The sequence below is a fragment of the Paenibacillus sp. cl130 genome, assembly GCF_900116035.1.
GTDB lineage: Bacteria > Bacillota > Bacilli > Paenibacillales > Paenibacillaceae > Paenibacillus > Paenibacillus polymyxa_B.
This window is the reverse complement of the sequence record NZ_FOYG01000001.1, coordinates 229,386-248,952: the sequence shown is the minus strand read 5'-3', so window position 1 is coordinate 248,952 and position 19,567 is coordinate 229,386. Positions and strand designations below refer to the sequence as shown.

19 protein-coding genes and 1 other annotated feature are annotated in these 19,567 nt (G+C 45.8%); of the genes, 13 read left to right on the top strand and 6 right to left on the bottom strand.

All coding sequences use genetic code 11. The annotated features are described in order from the left end of the window. Window positions 1-114: 114 nt before the first annotated feature. The 7 genes from pduL to BM358_RS01060 all read left to right on the top strand — a co-directional run bounded on the left by pduL (window position 115) and on the right by BM358_RS01060 (window position 6,691). A complete protein-coding gene (pduL, locus tag BM358_RS01090) occupies window positions 115-687 on the top strand; it encodes a phosphate propanoyltransferase (RefSeq protein ID WP_023988243.1) in 573 nt (190 codons plus the stop codon). A gap of 298 nt (window positions 688-985) precedes the next feature. After that, window positions 986-2,539 carry a tRNA (N6-isopentenyl adenosine(37)-C2)-methylthiotransferase MiaB gene (gene miaB, locus BM358_RS01085; RefSeq protein WP_023988244.1) on the top strand — a complete coding sequence of 518 codons (1,554 nt, stop codon included), beginning with the start codon at window positions 986-988 and terminating at the stop codon, window positions 2,537-2,539. Window positions 2,540-2,621: 82 nt separating this feature from the next. Continuing rightward, window positions 2,622-3,074, top strand: coding sequence for a YlbF/YmcA family competence regulator (locus BM358_RS01080; RefSeq protein ID WP_023988245.1), 453 nt, complete (start codon window positions 2,622-2,624; stop codon window positions 3,072-3,074). A gap of 122 nt (window positions 3,075-3,196) precedes the next feature. Then, window positions 3,197-3,619 carry a PaaI family thioesterase gene (locus tag BM358_RS01075; RefSeq protein WP_023988246.1) on the top strand — a complete coding sequence of 141 codons (423 nt, stop codon included), beginning with the start codon at window positions 3,197-3,199 and terminating at the stop codon, window positions 3,617-3,619. Window positions 3,620-3,684: 65 nt separating this feature from the next. Then, entirely contained in the window at window positions 3,685-4,473 is a 789-nt protein-coding gene (locus tag BM358_RS01070) for an NUDIX domain-containing protein (protein WP_023988247.1), read from the top strand. Between the two features lie 67 nt (window positions 4,474-4,540). Then, window positions 4,541-5,107, top strand: a complete 567-nt coding sequence (locus tag BM358_RS01065; protein ID WP_028542699.1) for a cysteine hydrolase family protein — start codon at window positions 4,541-4,543, stop codon at window positions 5,105-5,107. A 120-nt stretch (window positions 5,108-5,227) separates the two neighbouring features. Then, window positions 5,228-6,691, top strand: coding sequence for a nicotinate phosphoribosyltransferase (locus BM358_RS01060; protein WP_028542698.1), 1,464 nt, complete (start codon window positions 5,228-5,230; stop codon window positions 6,689-6,691). Between the two features lie 66 nt (window positions 6,692-6,757). On the opposite strand, the gene BM358_RS01055 is transcribed toward BM358_RS01060, so the two are convergent. After that, the gene (locus BM358_RS01055) at window positions 6,758-7,273 is read right to left on the bottom strand and encodes a MogA/MoaB family molybdenum cofactor biosynthesis protein (protein WP_023988250.1); all 516 of its coding nucleotides are present in this window, start codon (window positions 7,271-7,273) and stop codon (window positions 6,758-6,760) included. 262 nt (window positions 7,274-7,535) lie between these two features. Between BM358_RS01055 and BM358_RS01050 the strand changes: the two genes are divergently transcribed. From BM358_RS01050 to BM358_RS01040, 3 genes are all read left to right on the top strand, one after another. Continuing rightward, complete coding sequence (locus BM358_RS01050; RefSeq protein WP_023988251.1) at window positions 7,536-7,865, top strand: four-helix bundle copper-binding protein; 330 nt, start codon at window positions 7,536-7,538, stop codon at window positions 7,863-7,865. Window positions 7,866-7,942: 77 nt separating this feature from the next. Further along, window positions 7,943-8,201: a binding site (T-box leader), on the top strand. Window positions 8,202-8,259: 58 nt separating this feature from the next. Further along, entirely contained in the window at window positions 8,260-9,990 is a 1,731-nt protein-coding gene (argS, locus tag BM358_RS01045) for an arginine--tRNA ligase (RefSeq protein ID WP_028542697.1), read from the top strand. 264 nt (window positions 9,991-10,254) lie between these two features. Then, a complete protein-coding gene (locus BM358_RS01040; RefSeq protein WP_028542696.1) occupies window positions 10,255-11,223 on the top strand; it encodes an S-layer homology domain-containing protein in 969 nt (322 codons plus the stop codon). Window positions 11,224-11,348: 125 nt separating this feature from the next. Here BM358_RS01040 and BM358_RS01035 read toward each other — a convergent pair whose 3' ends face one another. Both BM358_RS01035 and BM358_RS01030 read right to left on the bottom strand, forming a co-directional pair. Continuing rightward, window positions 11,349-13,430, bottom strand: a complete 2,082-nt coding sequence (locus tag BM358_RS01035; RefSeq protein ID WP_028542695.1) for an ABC transporter ATP-binding protein — start codon at window positions 13,428-13,430, stop codon at window positions 11,349-11,351. Beyond that, window positions 13,430-15,187 carry an ABC transporter ATP-binding protein gene (locus BM358_RS01030; RefSeq protein WP_023988255.1) on the bottom strand — a complete coding sequence of 586 codons (1,758 nt, stop codon included), beginning with the start codon at window positions 15,185-15,187 and terminating at the stop codon, window positions 13,430-13,432. Before BM358_RS01030 ends, BM358_RS01035 begins: the two co-directional genes overlap by 1 nt. 50 nt (window positions 15,188-15,237) lie before the next feature. Between BM358_RS01030 and BM358_RS01025 the strand changes: the two genes are divergently transcribed. Then, entirely contained in the window at window positions 15,238-15,423 is a 186-nt protein-coding gene (locus BM358_RS01025) for a hypothetical protein (protein WP_226887697.1), read from the top strand. 348 nt (window positions 15,424-15,771) lie between these two features. Next, window positions 15,772-16,074 carry a HesB/YadR/YfhF family protein gene (locus BM358_RS01020; RefSeq protein WP_013309976.1) on the top strand — a complete coding sequence of 101 codons (303 nt, stop codon included), beginning with the start codon at window positions 15,772-15,774 and terminating at the stop codon, window positions 16,072-16,074. A 133-nt stretch (window positions 16,075-16,207) separates the two neighbouring features. On the opposite strand, the gene BM358_RS01015 is transcribed toward BM358_RS01020, so the two are convergent. From BM358_RS01015 to BM358_RS01005, 3 genes are all read right to left on the bottom strand, one after another. Beyond that, entirely contained in the window at window positions 16,208-16,720 is a 513-nt protein-coding gene (locus tag BM358_RS01015) for a hypothetical protein (protein ID WP_028542694.1), read from the bottom strand. A gap of 115 nt (window positions 16,721-16,835) precedes the next feature. Continuing rightward, window positions 16,836-17,279 carry a DUF441 domain-containing protein gene (locus tag BM358_RS01010; protein ID WP_013309978.1) on the bottom strand — a complete coding sequence of 148 codons (444 nt, stop codon included), beginning with the start codon at window positions 17,277-17,279 and terminating at the stop codon, window positions 16,836-16,838. A 22-nt stretch (window positions 17,280-17,301) separates the two neighbouring features. Further along, the gene (locus BM358_RS01005; protein WP_023988257.1) at window positions 17,302-18,273 is read right to left on the bottom strand and encodes a YpdA family putative bacillithiol disulfide reductase; all 972 of its coding nucleotides are present in this window, start codon (window positions 18,271-18,273) and stop codon (window positions 17,302-17,304) included. Window positions 18,274-18,568: 295 nt separating this feature from the next. On the opposite strand from BM358_RS01005, the gene BM358_RS01000 reads away from it, so the two are divergent. Further along, a complete protein-coding gene (locus BM358_RS01000; protein ID WP_023988258.1) occupies window positions 18,569-19,165 on the top strand; it encodes a DUF2087 domain-containing protein in 597 nt (198 codons plus the stop codon). The last annotated feature ends 402 nt before the right edge of the window (window positions 19,166-19,567 follow it).

The window sequence follows — 19,567 nt, the reverse complement described above, 5'->3', positions numbered from 1 at the left end:
TGATTAGGGCGAAAAAGGGAACTTTATACGCTCTCCTTTTCTTTCTTGGCAAAATAGGAGTATAATAGCATGGATGTGTAAAGTATTGTATAGAGAAAAAGGAGTGACCACACGATGAGTAAAATCGTACCTGTCGGCGTTTCAGCCCGTCATATTCACCTGACTCAAGAGCATATTGAAATTTTGTTCGGAGCAGGCTATCAATTAACTGAATTTAAACCTTTGTCCCAAACAGGACAATTTGCCGCAAATGAAACGGTAGCTGTAATTGGTTCTAAGGGTCAATTTGATAAGGTTCGCATTTTGGGACCTGCTCGTCCCGCATCCCAATTGGAAATCTCTCGCACTGATTCCTTTGCTATTGGTGTAAAAGCACCTGTACGCGAATCTGGTAGCATTGATGGTACACCAGGAATCACGGTAAAAGGACCCGCTGGTGAAGTGGAACTGCAAGAAGGCGTGATTGTAGCAGCCCGCCATATTCATTTCCATACATCTGATGCAGCTAAATGGGACATTAAGGACAAGCAGTTGCTGAAAGTACGTGTCGGCGGCGAACGTGGCCTTGTATTTGAAAATGTTCTTGCACGTGTGTCCGATTCTTTTGCTTTGGATATGCACATTGATACAGATGAAGCGAACGGAGCCGGTGTGAAAAACGGTGACAACGCTGAAATCGTAGACTAATATACACGTATTTAAATGCCGGAAGGCTTAAAGAGTCCGATTCTTGCAAAAGAATCGGGCTTTTTACATACTATATAATTCACAAATACTTCACTAATGTACAAAAAGAACATGAGTTCACATTGCACTCAATGGTATCTGCGGCTGATCTATGGCGATGGCCTATAAATCATGCTATAATTTAGTGTAATGCCTTTTTTAAAGGTTTTTTAGAACTAAAATAAATTTACCAAGCCTAAAGATACAGTAAAATCACAAATTAGCTCGTGAAATAGATGGTGTAAGGAGTGACTAAGGAATGGAAAAGAAAACAAAAGATTACTCCAAATATTTTGATTTCTCGGATGCGAAGATTATTTCTGAAGATGAGCATAGCAAAAAGATCCGTATTCGCGGACGTGAAATCAACATTATGGCGGAGCCGAACCATAGAAAAGAAAAGCAACGCGGTAAAGAGGATGTACAGGTATTATATGATAACGCAGTCCCGGATGAGCTAAAGCATATCGGTGAGGGAAAGCATTATATCGTATACACATTCGGTTGCCAAATGAACGAGCATGATTCCGAAACCATAAAAGGCTTGCTGGAGCAAATGGGCTACCAGGCAACCGAGGATCGGAAGGAAGCAGACATCATTTTACTGAACACTTGTGCTATCCGTGAAAATGCGGAGGATAAAGTGTTTGGCGAGCTGGGTCACCTCAAGCATCTCAAAACAGAAAAGCCAGGACTGCTGCTCGGCGTGTGTGGCTGCATGTCACAAGAAGAGAATGTCGTTAACCGGATTATGCAAAAACACGGTTTTGTCGATATGATTTTTGGTACCCACAATATTCATCGTCTGCCTCAGCTCGTCAAGGAAGCACTCTTTAGCAAAGAAATGGTGGTCGAAGTGTGGTCTAAGGAAGGCGACATTATCGAAAACCTGCCGAAGAAGCGCGAGGGTATGCGGGCTTGGGTGAACATTATGTACGGTTGTGATAAATTTTGCACCTATTGCATTGTTCCCTTTACACGTGGTAAGGAAAGAAGCCGCCGTCCAGAGGATGTTATCGCTGAAGTACGGGATTTGGCACGTCAAGGCTTTAAAGAAATCACCTTACTGGGGCAAAATGTTAACGCTTATGGCAAGGATTTGAAAGATTTGAATTACAGATTCGGGGATCTGATGGATGATATGCGCAAAATTAATATCCCGCGTGTACGTTTTACGACATCACATCCACGTGATTTTGATGACCATTTGGTTGAAGTGCTTGGTAAGGGTGGCAATTTGGTGGAGCATATCCATCTGCCTGTTCAATCCGGTAATACGGATATATTGAAGAAAATGAACCGAAAATATACCCGTGAGCGTGTTCTGGAACTGGCTGCGAAGATTAAAACAGCTGTTCCGCATGTTTCTCTGACAACAGATATCATCGTAGGTTTCCCGGGCGAAACAGACGAGCAGTTTGAAGATACTCTATCTTTGGTGCGCGAGGTCGGCTATGACTTTGCCTACACATTTATTTATTCACCACGTGAAGGTACGCCAGCTGCTTCGATGGAAGATAATGTGCCTATGTCGGTTAAAAAAGAGCGTCTCCGGCGTCTGAACATTGCTGTGAACCAAAACAGCCTTCGCTTTAATAGTCGATTGCGTGGCGAAGTGGTTGAAGTGCTGGTGGAAGGCGAGAGCAAAAATGACAGCAAAGTGCTTGCCGGTCGGACCCGTTCCAATAAGCTTGTACATTTTGAGGGCTCTAAGGATCTGATTGGTTCCTTTGTTCAAGTGAAAATTACGGAACCTATGACCTTTTACATCAAAGGTGATCTGGTTGAAACGGCTGTAGCAGTTAACGGATAAAAGAATATTCTAGCGGGTTGCATGCGGTCTGAGTAAAGGGCTGTGTGCAAGGCCGTCTAAGTGAGAAAAGGAGCGATGGACAATGACAGAGGAGCGGTTGCAACAAACAGAACTTCAATCGGCGGCGCGCCAGCATGATCATTTGGTCAATCGCGAAATGATATTGGCAAAAGCCAAAGAATTGGCAGGTATTTTGGGTAGCAGTGAGGAAGTACAGGTATTCCGAAAAGCAGAAGAAAAGATTCAGGATCATGGGCGCATCCAGCAACTGATTGCAACGATGAAAAAGAAGCAAAAGGAAATTGTAGCATTTGAATCCTTGAAGAATCAAAAAATGATTGCCAAAATAGAGGCCGAACTTCAGGAGCTACAGGAAGAGCTTGACGGTATTCCAATTGTAACGGAGTTTCAGCAGAGTCAGGTGGAAATTAATGAGCTACTGCAAATGGTGATTATGGCGATCCGTGATACCGTTGCTGAGAAGGTAAACGTAGAAGAGGGAAAAAGCACTTCCTCGTCGAATTGCAGTGATTAGAATGAAATCTATGGTGTGGAGGCGTAGCTTCCACGCCTTTTTTTCGAAAGCATTTTGCCAACGTATATGGTTATAGGACTTCAAGAGAAATGGGACAACATAGAAGGGATGGAAGCAAGGTAATGGATAAGTTGGGTAAGATGCTAGAGGGAGAGAATAATACTTTTTGGGAGTATTTAGGGTGTGAACTGATTGCAGCTGATGCAAACGAGGTACAGATCGCTTTGGAGGCCAAACAAGAGCATACCAATGTGATGGGTATTGTCCATGGGGGTGTACTTACTTCATTGATGGATCAGGCGATGGGGATGGTCAGTATGGCTTCACGAAATATGGATCCATGTGTAACGACGAACCTGAATGTTCATTTCTTGTCACCCATGAGGCAAGGACGACTGGAGGTTAGGGCGCGAATTCTTCATCAAGGAGGTCGCACGATAACCACTGAGGCGGAAGTAAGAGATAGTGAAGGCACACTCGGTTCTACATCTACAGCAACCTTCCGAGTATTACGTACACAAGCAAGTGATTCAGGTAAGGCCTGACACTTGACAAAAATTTTTATTATGTCATAATGAATTTATCAAAACGATATAATATGGTGATGCCAATGGATAGCAATCGTATAAACGAAGAGGCGCAAAAGGCGTCGTACAACATTAAGAAATACCGTACCCCGGATGGAGCTCCGGCGGATATCGTTATGTTTACCTTAACGAAGCGGGAGCGCAAGACGGTAACAAAGACATTGCCGATTCGTGAGCTGAAAGTGATGCTCATCAAGCGCCGCAGTTGGCCTTTTGCAGGACGCTGGGCGTTGCCTGGAGGGTTTTGTCAGGAAGATGAATCCATGTATGGAGCTGCCAAGCGGGAGCTGTTAGAGGAAACGGGTGTGGACGGCGGGCATCTGGAGTATTTGGGTGTATATAGTGGACCGGGACGTGATCCGCGCGGGTGGATCATATCGCATGCGTTTTTTGCGCTAGTAGAAGAATGGATGTTGGAACAGCGTCAGGCGGCCGATGATGCTTCCGAGGTTGGGCTATTCACGATCCGCGAAGCGTTGGAGGAATTGGAGCTGGCATTCGATCACCGGGATATCATTGTAGATGCTTATCGCAAAATTCAGTTGCAGATGCTTCAGACGACGATAGCCAAGCAGTTTTTACCGCTACATTTTACACTGGGTGAATTATATCAGGTGATTCAGAGTGTCGTACCGGATTTCGAAGAGCCAAACTTTATTCGCAAAATAACATCGACTCGTAGCAGGCAGGGAATACTGGAAGAGGTGCGTGATGAGAATGGCAAACCGCTCAGTTCCAACCAGTATTCACAAAGACCGGCACAGTTGTACCGTTTTAGTGACAGAGTACCGCGTTTATCTATCTACACGTAACGCCTAATGTAATAGGTTACGCATAGAACGTACAATATCACTTTGAGGATAAGGAGCTGACCGTACGATGCAGGCACTAATTGTTATTGATTACACGAAAGATTTTGTGGACGGTAGTTTGCCTGTAGGACAACCTGCGATTGAGTTGGATGAACGGATCGCAGCAATTACGCAGGCATATGTGGATCAAGGGGACTTTGTTGTCATGGCTGTGGATTTGCATGAGGAGAACGACCTTTATCATCCGGAGAGCAAGCTGTTTCCTCCACATAATATACGTGGAACCAACGGACGACATTTGTATGGCAAGCTACGTAGCCTTTATGAGCAACAAAGTGATCTTATCTACTGGTTGGATAAAACACGGTACAGTGCTTTTGCGGGCACAGATCTGGAGCTCAGGCTGCGTGAACGTGGTGTTCTGGAAGTTCATCTAATTGGTGTGTGTACAGATATATGTGTGCTGCATACGGCTGTAGATGCTTATAACAAAGGTTTTGCTATTACTGTATACAAGGACGCTGTGGCGAGCTTTAATCAAGCTGGACATGATTGGGCTTTGGGTCATTTTGAGGGAAGTCTTGGAGCTTCGGTACGGTCGGCTGAGGATACGGTTTTACGTCAGAAGAAGTAAAATAACTTAACGATTGTGCACCAATGTCCGATAACAAAATGGAGCCGGATATTGCTGAATCTGGGCAGATGAGGCGGTACGCTGCCACAAACCTGGGGACAGTCAGAGAGGATGATTACGATGCAGTCAACGAGCCTCGCATTACATACAGATAAATATCAGATTAATATGATGTACGCCCATTGGGTGAACGGAAGTCATCAGCGTAAAGCTGTGTTCGAGGCGTATTTCCGTAAACTCCCTTTTGGTAATGGATACGCCGTGTTCGCTGGTCTGGAACGCATTGTGAATTATATTGCAAATTTGCGGTTTACAGAAGAGGACATTCGCTATCTGTCTGAACAGGAGGAGAATTACGATCCCATGTTCATGGAGGCGCTGCGCCAGTTTAAGTTTGGTGGAACAGTCCATTCGATGAAAGAAGGGGCACTTGTTTTTCCAAACGAGCCTCTGGTACGTGTCGAAGGAACGATTATGGAAACGCAGCTTGTCGAGACGGCATTACTGAATTTTATGAACTATCAGACACTCATTGCGACAAAGGCATCGCGCATCAAGCAGGTGGCAAGTGACGATACACTGCTCGAATTTGGAACACGGCGTGCGCAGGAAGCAGATGCGGCGATTTGGGGAGCACGAGCAGCTTATGTGGCAGGTTTTGACGCGACTTCTAATATGCTGGCAGGCGAGCACTTTGGAATCCCGACGAAGGGAACACATGCCCATTCATGGGTGCAGACCTTTATGACGGAGCAGGAGGCGTTTGACGTGTATGCGAAGGTTTTACCAGACCAGGTTACACTGTTGGTAGACACCTTTGACACGCTGGAAAGTGGTGTTCCTCATGCGATTCGGACAGCAAAAATGCTGGAGAGTCAGGGCAAGCGTATGAATGCAATCCGTCTGGATAGCGGTGACTTGGCTTATCTATCCATTCAGGCGCGGGAAATGCTCGATGCTGAAGGCTTAGATTACGTACAAATCGTAGCTTCCAATGATTTGGACGAAAATACGATTTTTAACCTGAAAGCCCAAGGGGCACGTATTGATGTATGGGGTGTAGGAACACAGCTTATTACGGCTTCAGATCAACCTTCGCTTGGCGGGGTGTACAAGCTGGTTGAGCGTGAAGTTGATGGCGAAATGTTGCCGACGATTAAGATCTCGGGTAACCCAGAAAAAGTATCCACACCAGGCAAGAAGGATGTATATCGCATTGTGGATAAGAAAAAAGGGAGAGCTGTGGCCGATTATATTTCTTTCCCGGATGAAGAGCGTCCGCGTAATGGTAAGCGCCTGAAGCTGTTTAACCCTTTGCATCCGTATATGAAGAAGTATGTAGAAAATTATGAAGCCGTACCAATGCTTGAGCCTATTTTTATAAATGGACAGAAGGTATATGAGCTTCCTGAGCTGGATGAAATTCGTGCCTACCATACTTCACAGTTGAAACTGTTTTGGCCAGAATATTTGCGGAAGCTGAACCCTGAAATTTATCGTGTAAATCTGAGCGAGAAGGTATGGGAGCTGAAGCAAAAGCTGATCGATAGCTATATGCAGCCCGAAGTTGAAGAAAAAGAATAGTTGGAAGAGGCACCTCATGAATATATGGGGTGCCTTTTTGTGTCGCGGCATGTAGGAAATAGGAGCTTATTTATAAATTTCTCTCATCACATGTCGTAGCTCAGGGACAATAATGCGTTCCATTGCCAAACGAACGGCTCCGCGTGAGCCAGGCATAGAAAATACAGCTGTCTGGCCCACAGTGCCAGCTACAGCCCGGCTTAAGATAGCTGCTGAACCAATGTCCTCAGCAAAGCTTAAATAACGGAAGATTTCTCCAAAGCCAGGTAGTTCCTTATCCAGTAGAGAGGAGACGGCTTCATATGTAGTATCACGTGGAGAAATACCGGTACCGCCTGTCAAAAGTACAGCCTCGATTTCATCCTGTGCCGCTGCTTCGGATACTAACTGCTGAATACCTTCGTAGTCATCTTTGACGATGACATATCGAACAACCTTATATCCATTGGTTTCTAGTAGATCCATGAGCAGTCGTCCCCCAGTATCTGTTTCCACGGTGCGGGTGTCCGAGACAGTCACGACCATGCAATTAACCTGTTGCGGGGATTCCTGTCGATGCTCCTCTACAGAAGACATATTCATTGAAATGCTCACTCCTTGATCGGTGGTTAGACATACACTTTTTACAATAGAGCAATGACTGAGTGTATGCAAGTCAGAAACAGGGGCTAAAAATCCATGTGATTAATATCCTTGCACTTGCACACTGGAATATAGTACACTTCCTTACATAAGTCGGGATTACTTTGTTTTTATTTTATTGAAAGCGCGCACATCAAATGATTAATCTCAAGGGTCAGCGGGTAATAGTACAGCAGGGTCAACAACTGGGAGGTAATGTAATATGAATCATTCATACCAACAATGCGTGGATGCTTGCCTGGAATGTATGAACGCTTGCAATGTATGTTACGTAGCGAGTTTGAAGGAATATGATTTAGCTATGCTGCGTGAATGTATTCGAGTGAGTAGGGAATGTGCAGAAATATGCGGATTTGCTGCTCAAATGCTGCAGCGTGGAACGGATTTTGCCGAGCAAATCTGTGAGCTGTGCGCCAAGGCCTGTGAGGTATGTGCTGCTGAATGCAGCAAGCATTCCCATGATCATTGCAAGCATTGTGCAGAAGCCTGCCGTCGTTGCGTTCAGGCGTGCCGCCAATTGGTGGCAGTGTAATTACATATATGGAACTAGTGCCTGAAGAGGAAATAATAGGTTGCTTTCTACTGAATAGGTTTGTATAATGATTGGAATTAACGTCATGGAACGGGAGAGTAGCAGCGGAGCCGTATCATTACAGCGAGCCGGAAGAGGTGTAAGCCGGTATGAGGTCCGATGTGAAGCGCACCCGGGAGACGGTTGATCCAACGAGCAGAACTTCTAGTAGATCAGCCCGGCAGACACCGTTATTAGTCATTGGAGTGAAATCGCGATTTGTGTAAGTTAGCTGTAACTACACAACCGATTTACGAAGAGTGGTACCGCGGGGATATTAAAGTTCTCGTCTCTTGAATTATTTCAAGAGGCGGGGGCTTTTTTTGTTAGATTCTATAAAAAGAGGAGAGAGATCATGTTGATGAGGATTGCTGCTCAAGCGATATTGGCCCATACGGGCTTGGAGGAGAAAGAAATTGTATCTTTATTTGAGGTGCCTCCGCAGCCCGAATGGGGAGATGTGGCGTTTCCCTGTTTTGTGCTGGCCAAAAAGTTTCGAAAGTCTCCACAGCACATTGCACTGGAATTGGCGGAGCTAGTGAATCATGAAGAAGGTTTAACTGCTTCAGCATCGGGTGCCTATGTAAATATAACATTGGATCGATCTGTTCATATTCCACTTATGCTTGCTGAATTGAGCAAGGCCGATTTCCTCAGGCCCAATATCGGGCACGGACAGCGGGTAGTTATTGATATGTCCTCGCCCAATATTGCCAAACCGTTTGGTATCGGTCATCTTCGCTCTACTGTTATCGGTGCTGCCTTGTATCGTATTCTTGGTGAAACCGGATATGTTCCAGTTAGTGTGAATCATCTTGGGGATTGGGGAACACAGTTTGGCAAGCAAATTGCGGCCTATAAAAGATGGGGAAATGAGGAGCAGCTACAACATGATCCGATTGGTGAATCGCTGAAGCTATATGTTCGTTTTCATCAGGAGGCCGAGCATGATCCGACTTTGGAGGATGAAGGCCGCGAGTGGTTCCGACGTTTGGAGCATGGGGATGCTGAGGCTCAACAACTATGGGAGTTTTTTGTTGAAGTTAGTCTGGGTGAATTTGATCGTATGTACCAGCGTCTAAACATTACATTTGACCATGTGCTGGGAGAAAGTTTTTACAATGATAAGATGCAGGCAGTTGTTGCTCAATTAAGAGCAAAAGGATTGCTGGAGGAAAGTGATGGCGCGCTCGTGGTTCGTCTGGAAGATGAAGAACTGCCTCCGTGTCTTATTCTAAAAAAGGATGGGACTACCATTTATCCGACACGTGATCTGGCAACAGCGATTTATCGTCATGAAGTGATGAAGGCTGATCGGTTGCTGTACGTCGTTGGTGGAGAACAGAAGTTGCATTTTCAGCAGGTGTTTGCGGTGCTGAAGCATGCAGGGGAGGCTTGGGCGGAGCAATGTGAGCATGTGCCGTTTGGATTAATGCGGTTTGCGGGTAAGAAAATGTCCACAAGACGCGGAAAAGTTGTCAAACTGGAGGAGGTGCTGGATGAAGCTATAGCGCGTGCTCAAGCCATCATTACTCAGAAGAACCCCGATTTGCAGGAACAACAGGCAGTAGCTGAGGACGTTGGTATCGGGGCGATTATTTTTGGTGATTTAAAAAACAACCGGCTGAATGAAGTGGATTTTTCGTTGGAGGAGGCGCTGACCTTTGAAGGCGAGACCGGGCCTTATGTGCAGTATACTCATGCGCGCATTCGCAGCCTTCTGGAGAAAGCTCACGCTCGCGCCGATGTTGATGTTAATACTAATCCTAGCGACAACGACCTTGTCCAAGATAGCCATTCTCGTGATTTGAATGACGTATCGGATGGAATGTTGGGTGACGCAGGTTGGGCGCTGCTTAAGCAGTTGGGTCGCTATCACGGACAACTGATACGTGCGGCTCGCCAACTGGAGCCATCGGTAATTGCGAGATTTGCATTGGATACGGCTCAGGCGTTTAACCGTTTTTACGCCAAGGAAAGGATTGACGATGGTGGACAGTGGCGTATTCGGTTGGCGGAACAAACTGCCGATATTCTGGCATGCGCGCTGCAACTTCTTGGTCTGAAAGCGCCAAATCGGATGTAAGCAAAGCGAACAAAGGGGAGCGAGTTTTTGCTGGCGGGATGACTGCTACCCAGACCTGGATCTTCCAAAGGAATACTGTAAAAAAATAAATCGGTTACAGGCACTTTTGGGTATGTATAAAGATTGTGAGCAGAAAAGAGTTAGACGGGTACACTAAACGCAGGTATTCCACTGTTTTGCAACCAATTTGTGCATATTTGAAACATTTGATGCTTTTATTGCGTCGGTAAGTGTAGAAGCAAAGTAAACATGGAGGTGTATCTCATGAAAAAGAACAAAAGCGTGACAGCTGCCCTGCTTGTCATCTGCTCATTGGCAGTAGCTACGTCGGCCTCTGCTTTTCGTGATATAAAGGGAGCTGAACAGGAGAAGATCGTAAACTCACTTCAGGAGAAAGGAATTATTCAAGGAATAACCAAGGATAAATTTGCACCGGATCAAACGCTCACGTATGCACAAGGAGTACACTTGGTTGTTCGTGCGATGGATCTTCAGGTAATGCCTGATTTCACAACGGGTTCCTTTGCAAACATTCCGGCTTCCGCATGGTATGCCCAGTCCTATCGGATTGCAGCCCAACACCAAATCCCTTTGTCACCAGATATTGATCCAAGCACCCGTATGACAAGAGAACAATTTGCGAATATTCTGTATAAAGCAGTGAGTGCAACGGGTGAATATCCAACTGTCCGTATGTTAATTAATGTAGCGGATGGCAAAAAACTAGACCAGGAATCAAACGCAGCCGTTCAATTCCTGCTATTGACCAAAATTGCAAAATTGGACGAACAGAGCAACTTTAACCCGGATCGTAAAGTAACGCGGATGGAGGCAGCAGAAATGGTCTATAACGCATCCGAATTTGTACAAAGTCATAAAACGGTTGAAGCTACTCCTGAAAATCCGGCTGAGCCTGTAGATCCGGTTCAACAAAATAACATTAGTATGAGTATAGAGAAGGCAAATGACGAGCAGAACAAAGTGACAATCACCCGTCTGCAGGCACCTAATCCAGGTTACGGCATTGAAGTGGATCACATCGACTACGTAGATGATACGAATGCAGTAATTTACTACAAGCTGACTAGTCCAAAGCCAGGGGAAATGAATATTCAGGTCATTACGGATACCCACACAAGCACATTGGTAGACAGCAAGTATAAGGTTACGCTTAAAGCAGTAGATGGAACAGTGCTTCCGCCCACAGGAACAGGCACGTCTGTAGCTAAATAAAATTACGAGCCCTATGTTATAGATATAAATAAAACCAGCGAGCCTCCAATTTGTAGGGGAGACTTGCTGGTTTTTTTTATACCAAATGTTAATCGTTAGCCCTAAGCAATAGGGCTATTCAAGCTTTAAATGCTGACTTTGCTTGCAAGTAGGTCATCTTGCGCAGCATGTGCAGAGGATGAAGCCGAATCTGTTGCAACTGTTCCCGACTGGAGCTGATACATTTGGAAGTAACGACCGCCTTGAGCCATAAGTTCGTCATGGCTGCCCCGTTCAACAATTTCACCCCGATGAAGCACCAAAATTTGGTCCGCACTGCGAATGGTGGACAAACGGTGAGCAATGATAAAGGTCGTACGTCCCTTCTTGAGTACCTCAAGAGCGGATTGGATGAGCGCTTCCGTTTCGGTGTCAATATTGGCAGTAGCTTCATCCAGAATTAAAATTGCGGGATCAAAGGCTAGTGCACGAGCGAAGGAAATAAGCTGGCGTTGCCCGGCTGATAAAGTGCTACCTTTTTCAATAACAGGCTCATCGAATCCTTGCGGCAAATGGGCCAGCAATTTGTCGGCTCCAACGTCATGCAGTGCTTTATTCACCTGTTCTCTCGTGATTCGGCTGTCTTCGAGACTGACATTAGAGGCTACCGTACCTGTAAACAAATATGGATCTTGAAGAACAATACCCATATGATGGCGAAGCCATTGCTTAGGGATGTCTTTGACAGATGTTCCGTCAATGGTGATCGTTCCTTTTTGCGGATCATAGAACCGGAATAGCAGGTTAATAATCGAACTTTTGCCTGATCCGGTATGTCCGACAAGGGCAACTGTTTGCCCGGGCTGTGCAGTAAAGGAAATATGTTTAAGTACATCATCCTTTTTGTAGGCAAAGGAAACGTCGTTAAACTCTACCTGGCCTTTGTAGCGCGGCATCGTGCCGTCCGTCACCGGCTCTCCAGTTTCGTCCATCAACTCAAATACGCGTCCTGAGGATACGATGGAAGTATCCAGTACGGCGAGTTGGTTGACCATACCCGTCATAGGTTGGAACAGTCGACCCAGCACATCGACGAAGGCATACAATACGCCTAGTGAAACAGCACTACCTGTAGTTCCGAGCGCCTCAGATCCGAAATACCACAACACGACGGCAAAGGCGAGATTTCTTAACACGTTGACTAAATTGTGCGAAGTGAAGGCGTTCAAATTCAGCATTTTATTCTGATGCTTCATATAGTCATCATTCAGTTCTTCAAACTCTTGCTGCGTTTGTTTCTGGTGCCGGAACACGCGAATAATGGACATCCCTTGAATCGATTCATTGATAATCGCATTAATTTCACTGAGTCTGGACCGAATGATTGTATTATAGCGGGTGGCGACCTTGCGATACAATATAATCCACAAGATCAATAACGGTACAATAAACAGAGAGATAAGACCCAGTCTGAAGTCTAGCAAAAAGAGTGCAACATATACTCCTGCCATCGTTACAATCCCTGAAGTGAAATTTGAGAGCACAGCCACAAACAAATCTTTGACTGCCTCAGTGTCATTCGTAACACGGGATACGACTTTGCCTGCGGGCAAGTTATCAAAAAAGTAAACTGGCAACCGCTGGATGTGCGCGTAGAGATCAAGCCGAAGCTTTTGAATGACCTTGTTCGCCGAGGATTGCAGCCAGTATGTTTTGCCGAATTCAGCAAAAATGGAAATAATCAGGAAGAAGCAATACCAGCCAATCAGCTGAAAGATACCGGGCATTTCCGGTTTGTAAAAGCTATACAGTTCATCAGCTGTCAGAGCCTTAGCTTCATAGCGAAAGGTGTCGGAGCCGCGTGTCACAGTCAGCGTTCCGTTCGTAAAGGAGCGGTTACCGTCAGCCACTTTAACCGAGCCATCGATAAATACGAAAGATTTCCCAACTTGTAAAATCCTCGCTTCGCGACCTTTGGTCTCCCCGGACTCAAAGCGATCTTCACGCTTAAAGTGGGTTCCAGCATAGCTTACAGTTCCGTCCACACTAGTTGTTTCATAAAATGGTTTTTCAATAGCGAGCATATGGTCGTCAATCATCGTTTTGGCGATGAAGGGACCAGCGAGCTCGGCGGCTACTCCGATAGCCAAAGCGATGAGAGCGGCAATAAAGCCTGCTTTGCTCGTCAGCGCGTACTGGAATAGCCTTTTGCCGATATTAGGTTTCATTAGGATACCTCCCCTGAGGTCAGATCAGATTCCACTTGTTGCCGTTCATACTGTTGTCGGTACCATCCGTCAGCCTGAAGCAGCTCGCTGTGGGTCCCTTCCTCAATAATGCGTCCTTGCTCCAGCACGACGATCCGGTCTGCATGTTCTACAGCAGAGAGGCGGTGGGTGGAGATCAAGGTTGTTTTACCCGAGCGCTTACGTCGGATATTGTCAATAATCCTTGCTTCCGTCCGGGCATCTACTGCAGATAGTGCATCGTCGAGCAATAGAATATCCGGATCACCGATAAAGGCGCGTGCCAGCGAAACACGCTGCTTCTGGCCGCCGGACAGGGCGATACCTTTTTCTCCGACCAGTGTATCCAGCCCATCAGACAAGGTACCTAAATCCTGGTCGAAGGCAGCTGTACGGATAGCTTCCATAATGTCGTCATCATCTGCACGAGGTTTCCCGAACTGAATGTTCTCGCGCACCGATTTGGAAAACAAAATTTGCTCTTGCGGCACGTAGCCGATCCAGCTGTGTAGTTGTTCTACTGCAATGTCCTCCAGACGTATGCCGGAGATTAAAATATCACCGCTACCCGTCGGATATTCATGCAGAAGCTGTTTGAGGAGAGTGGATTTCCCGCTGCCGGTTCTACCGACGACGCCTAGCGTTTCTCCGCGTTTGAGCTCCAGACTCACATGTGACAGATTGTCAATAGTAGAAGTAGGGTAACGGAAGGTAACGTCTTTCATCCTGATGGATTCGAGGCGGTCCACTGGAACAGGTTGAGCTGCATCCTGAACGTCTGGCTGGACATCGAGAGTTTCATTGACCCGGTCCAGGGAAGCGCTACCGCGCTGCATAATGTTAATCAGCTCTCCAATGGCAAACATCGGCCAAATCATCATTCCTAGATACATATTAAAGGAGACCAATTCGCCTAGCGTGATATCGTTATGAAATACCAGATAAATACCATAACCGAGTCCAATGACATAGCTAAGTCCTACACATAAACGAATCGTTGGTTCAAAGAGAGCATCCATCCGAGCGACAGCCAGATTTTTACGAAATACATCGTCGGTAATATCAGCGAAACGCTTTTCGTCCATTCGCTCTTGCACATAGGCGCGAATGACTCGGATGCCTGCTACGGATTCCAACACCTGATCGTTCATATCACCAAATGCATCTTGTGCCAGTGTGTAACGCTCGTGAACGGCTTTACCGTAAATGCTCATAGCCAGTGCAATAAAAGGTAGGGGCAGGATAGCTGCCAGTGTCAACTTCCAACTGATTAGGGTACCCATGGCAACTAATACAACGCTCAGATAGACCGTAGAGTCTGTCAGTGTCAGCATGCCGAAGCCCGCTGTACTTGCTACGGAGCGAAGGTCGTTCGTAGCACGAGCCATCAGATCACCAGTACGATTACGTTCAAAAAATGGAGGGGTCATCCGCAGTAGATGATTCATAAAGCGTGTGCGCAGTAAGCGCTCCACCAGATTGGCACCACCAAACAGCTTGTGCATCCATATGTACGTAATGTAGTAGATGACGGCTAGAATGCCTATGATGTACAAAATATAACGCCAAAGTGAGGACCAGGAAATCGAACCGCGCACAATCTCATCAATGGCACTACCTAGTAGCCGAGGTGGAGCAAGCTCCAGCACACCAACGGCTATCAGCAAAAACAATCCAATGGAGTATCGGCTTCGTTCTCTTTTAAAAAACCAGCTTAAATTTTTAAGTACCGAAAACAAGAGGAATCCCATCCTTTCATGACAAGTTCTTTCGAGAGTTGTGTACCATTTTGAAGAAACAACAGCGGCTTGCTACCACAAATATGATCCGGCAACAGGCGCAAAAAAGGCATACCGTCCGCAGACGATATGCCTTAAATCTCAATATCATATGGCGCGCAGGTATTTTCAGCACACTCACCACTGAAAAACTGCTCAAACGCAGGCAGCCACTCGTATTAAACCATACAACGTGAATGGCCCAATTATGAAGGATGCGACAGGGGAGATGCTCCGGTATGAAGTTGTTGTGTTTGTAGATGTGGGTAAAATGCAATAGGAAATTTTAGCACCGGTAACACTCCTTTCTTCCTCAAAATGGGTTCATTCTAACATGAGTAATCGTTCGAATTGGTAATAAATTTCAAAATGGATCTCGTATGGTTGAATCTTAACACCCTTTTTTGCGAATTGTCAAACCTTTTTCAAAAAAATGTATATGACTTGTCCAAGAAGCTCGCTGGGTTGGGACGGTTGGTGGTCATTCTAAAAGATGCTATGATATAGTTGGCAGACGTCATTGTACAAGGAGATGAGCATAACGTATGAGCATACAGGTAACTGAACCTGCGGCACAGTGGTACATTAAGGAGCTTAGTTTGAATCGTGGAGATTCGATCCGTTTTTTTGTTCGCTATAGCTCTGGCGGCGGGTTGCATCCAGGCTTTTCTCTGGGAATTGCCGTAGAGCCTCCGCAGCACCCCGTATTACAGCATGAAGCGGCTGGCATTACGTTTTATATGGAGGACCAGGATTACTGGTATCTGAAGGGCCATCATCTGGAAGTTAAGTATTTGGAGGAACATGATGACATTATTTACACCTATGTTGAGGATGGACAAGCTTAGCGCTCTACTGTCAATCATAGCGTGCAAATAGTTGTTCTTGGACAAGAAAAGCGGTGGAGTATCGTGTTACAGGAGATGAACCTGTACATGATGCTCCGCCGCTTTTTTGTGGTTAAGGCGGGTATGTCGTATGTTAAGGGTTGTTAAGTATCGGGCCATCGAGTGCAAAATCAAAATCATCAATGTCGTACACATGTACAGGTACGGAAGCTTCGATAATGCGGTGGATCCAGTCCAATTGATCCGTCAGAATAGGTAATGATTCACGTTGAGCTGTCAACACTAGTTCAGTCTCAATTGGATCAAAATATTCTCCGTAATGCGCAGTATCAACAGCATTAATGATAATGAGTGATGTATTGGCATCGAATAGAATAGGCAAGCTCTTGGCCCAAGGCATCTGAAGGGCACGCCGAATTTTTTTCTGATTCAACGGTTCCTCAAAATAACTGATCAACTCGCTTACCTTCCGCTTCACATGTTGATCGTCGATAGGATTATCCATGAGCGGCTCTGTGCTATCCTGGAATTCGTATAGCTCTAGCAGTGATGTGTAAGGCACTATATATTCCACAGGGGCGGGAGATGTAAGTAGTTGGCCGTATATAGCCACCATTACAGCTTCCGTTACAAATTGTCGAGACATCGGTCAAGCCTCCTGCATTTACCAAATTATGCGATATGAGTATACCACAAAGCGGGACTGAATTCAGCCCGACATGCAGATTGCTATCATTTATTCCTATATTTGTTGTACGAATTTAGCTGCGGCCGATTAACAAGGAAAGCAATCCGGCAGCAATCAGAGGTCCAACAGGAACTCCTTTAAAGAAGGCAACGCCAATGACGGTCCCGATCAGTAAACCTGTCACAATAATGGGCTGTCCAGACATCAAAGTTACTCCGCGGCCGCCAAGATAGGCTACCAAAATTCCGATACCAATCGCGAGCAGTGATTTCCAGTGCAGGAAAGACTCCATCACCTGATTGATACTGATTTTACCGCTGGCTAGCGGGGTCATGACCCCAATCGTCAAAATAATAATTCCGATTGTCAGGCCATACCTTTCAAGCCAGGGGAAAGCAGAATGAAAGCTGGTTACCCGCAGCAGCAGTAATACAACCATGGCAATAGTCACGGTAGAGTTGCCACTAACAATCCCAAGACCAGCCAATACCAGTAAGATAAGTGAGCTGTAATCCATACAGATGTTCTCCTTCGTTTATTTAGCTTTGGATATGTTCGGCGATTTGTCGCCCGTGCCAGCGGCCTGTTTCAATAAACACTTCATTGGCATTGCTGCCTGAAGCGATGACCCCAGCGACATATATACCTGGGATGTTCGTTTCCATCGTGGCAGGATTAAATTCTGGTTTGTCCAGATCCTCAGCCATGTGGACGCCAACAGACTCCAGTAGTTTTCGTTCCGGGTGAAATCCAGTCAGTGCCAGTACAAAATCATTTTCGAGCCGGAATGCTTCAGTGTCCAGCGGAGTGACTACGACATGGTCTGGATGAATTTCGGTAATGCGTGCGCCTAAGTGCAGCGTGATCTTCCCTTTTTGTACCATACTGTCAAACAGTGGACGAACCCACGGCTTGATGTATTGGGACAACTCGCTTCGACGATATACCATATCAATCGTAGCTCCGACCCGCACCAATTCCATTGCAGCATCTACCGCAGAGTTACTGCCACCGATGACTGCGACCCGGGTTCCTGTATAGGGATGGGCTTCGCTGAAATAGTGCGTGACTTTATCCAATTGTTCCCCAGGAATGCCCAAATAGTTCGGATGATCAAAATATCCTGTAGCCACAACGACATAGCGTGACGAATACGTTTTGGTTATTTCCCCTTTGCTCAGGGTATGTACGGTAAATGTACCGTCATCCTGGCGATGAATGGACTGGGCCTCCTCATAATGCTGAATGTTCAAGTTATAATGAGTGGCTACCTTACGATAGTACGCCAGTGCTTCATGACGAAAAGGTTTATCATTAGGGGTGCTGAATGGAACATCACCGATTTCCAGTAGTTCGGCGGTGCTAAAAAACTGCATGTTGGTCGGATACAGAAAAATGGAGTGAACGATGTTGCTTTTTTCAATAATGACAGTTTGCAAACCTCTGCGGCTGCATTCGATTGCAGCGGATAGTCCGCAGGGTCCGCCACCGATAATGATTACGTCGTACATTTGGATGAACCTCCAGTTGTATTGGTTTATTACGCCTGTTTTGTAGGGTTAACATTATTTTGACGATTAAAAACGGATCTCAGGATTGAAGCAAATAGCTCAGTATGTGAGAAGTTTTCAAATAATAATCCTACCGCAATGCGAACACAATATCCAGCCGTTTTCAGAAAGTGATGATGGAAGGTGAAGATTGACAGCTACTTTTAGTAAACATATAATTAGATATATATCTATTTTATGTGATTGAATTCGCTTGCATAGCAAGTATGTACTAGTGAAAAGAGGTGCAATAACGATGCAACTGGATAAAATGGTCAATTATCATAAAGCACTCGCTGATCCAACGCGTATGCGAATATTACTTCTTTTGTCCCGTGGGGAGATGCATGGTCAAGCTTTGGCGAAAAAGCTGAATTTGTCCCAGCCGACTGTTACACATCATGCTTCCAAACTCCGTGAGGCTGGGCTGATTAAGGAACGACGTGATAAAAACATGGTGTATTTTACACTGAATCCAGAGCTGATCCGGCAGCATGCCGAGGCGACGGTGCGATTTATTTTCGAAAAAGGAGAGGGGGAGGAAGAGATGTCAGAGTTGAATGAAACGCTGGAGGCGTCGGTCTTACGCAATTTTTTTTCCAAGGACGGCAAGTTGCGCCAAATCCCTGCGCAGTATAAGAAAAAATTAATCGTCCTTCAGATGCTGGCAGAAAAGCTGGAGCCAGGCCGCATGTATCCTGAACGTGAATTAAACGAGTGGATCAAGCAATACCATGAGGATTTTGCAACGATTCGGCGTGAGCTGATTATGCATCAGTTTATGTACAGGGAACGGGAAATGTACGAATTGAACCCGCGTGAGATGTGGACGCGCTGGGATCAAGTACACTAAACGAAACTTGACAAAGATTTCAAAAAAGTTTCGTGGGCAGCCTTGACAGACAATTGATGGACTTGTATGATAAAGTAAATTTTAGGAGGAGGCGATGTTATATGCGTACGAACATGAATGGATGGGTTCAGCAGCAGAATGACTTGTCTCCCGCACGGACGATGCACGGTTAAAGACTGTATAGATCTATAGTCTTGGCTTAGCAGTTGGTTGGCAGTAGAACCAACGAAATCCGCAGGGAGTGATTCCCTGCGGATTTTTTATGGTTAGGCATCTTGTTATCCAGTTGCTGGTTCTGGGGAGTGGTCTGTGAAGACTGCTTGCTTAAGTGAACGAACGGATCACATCGGCCTGAATCGTATACCCTCCGCAGGGAAACCCCTGCGGATTTTTTGCGTTGTT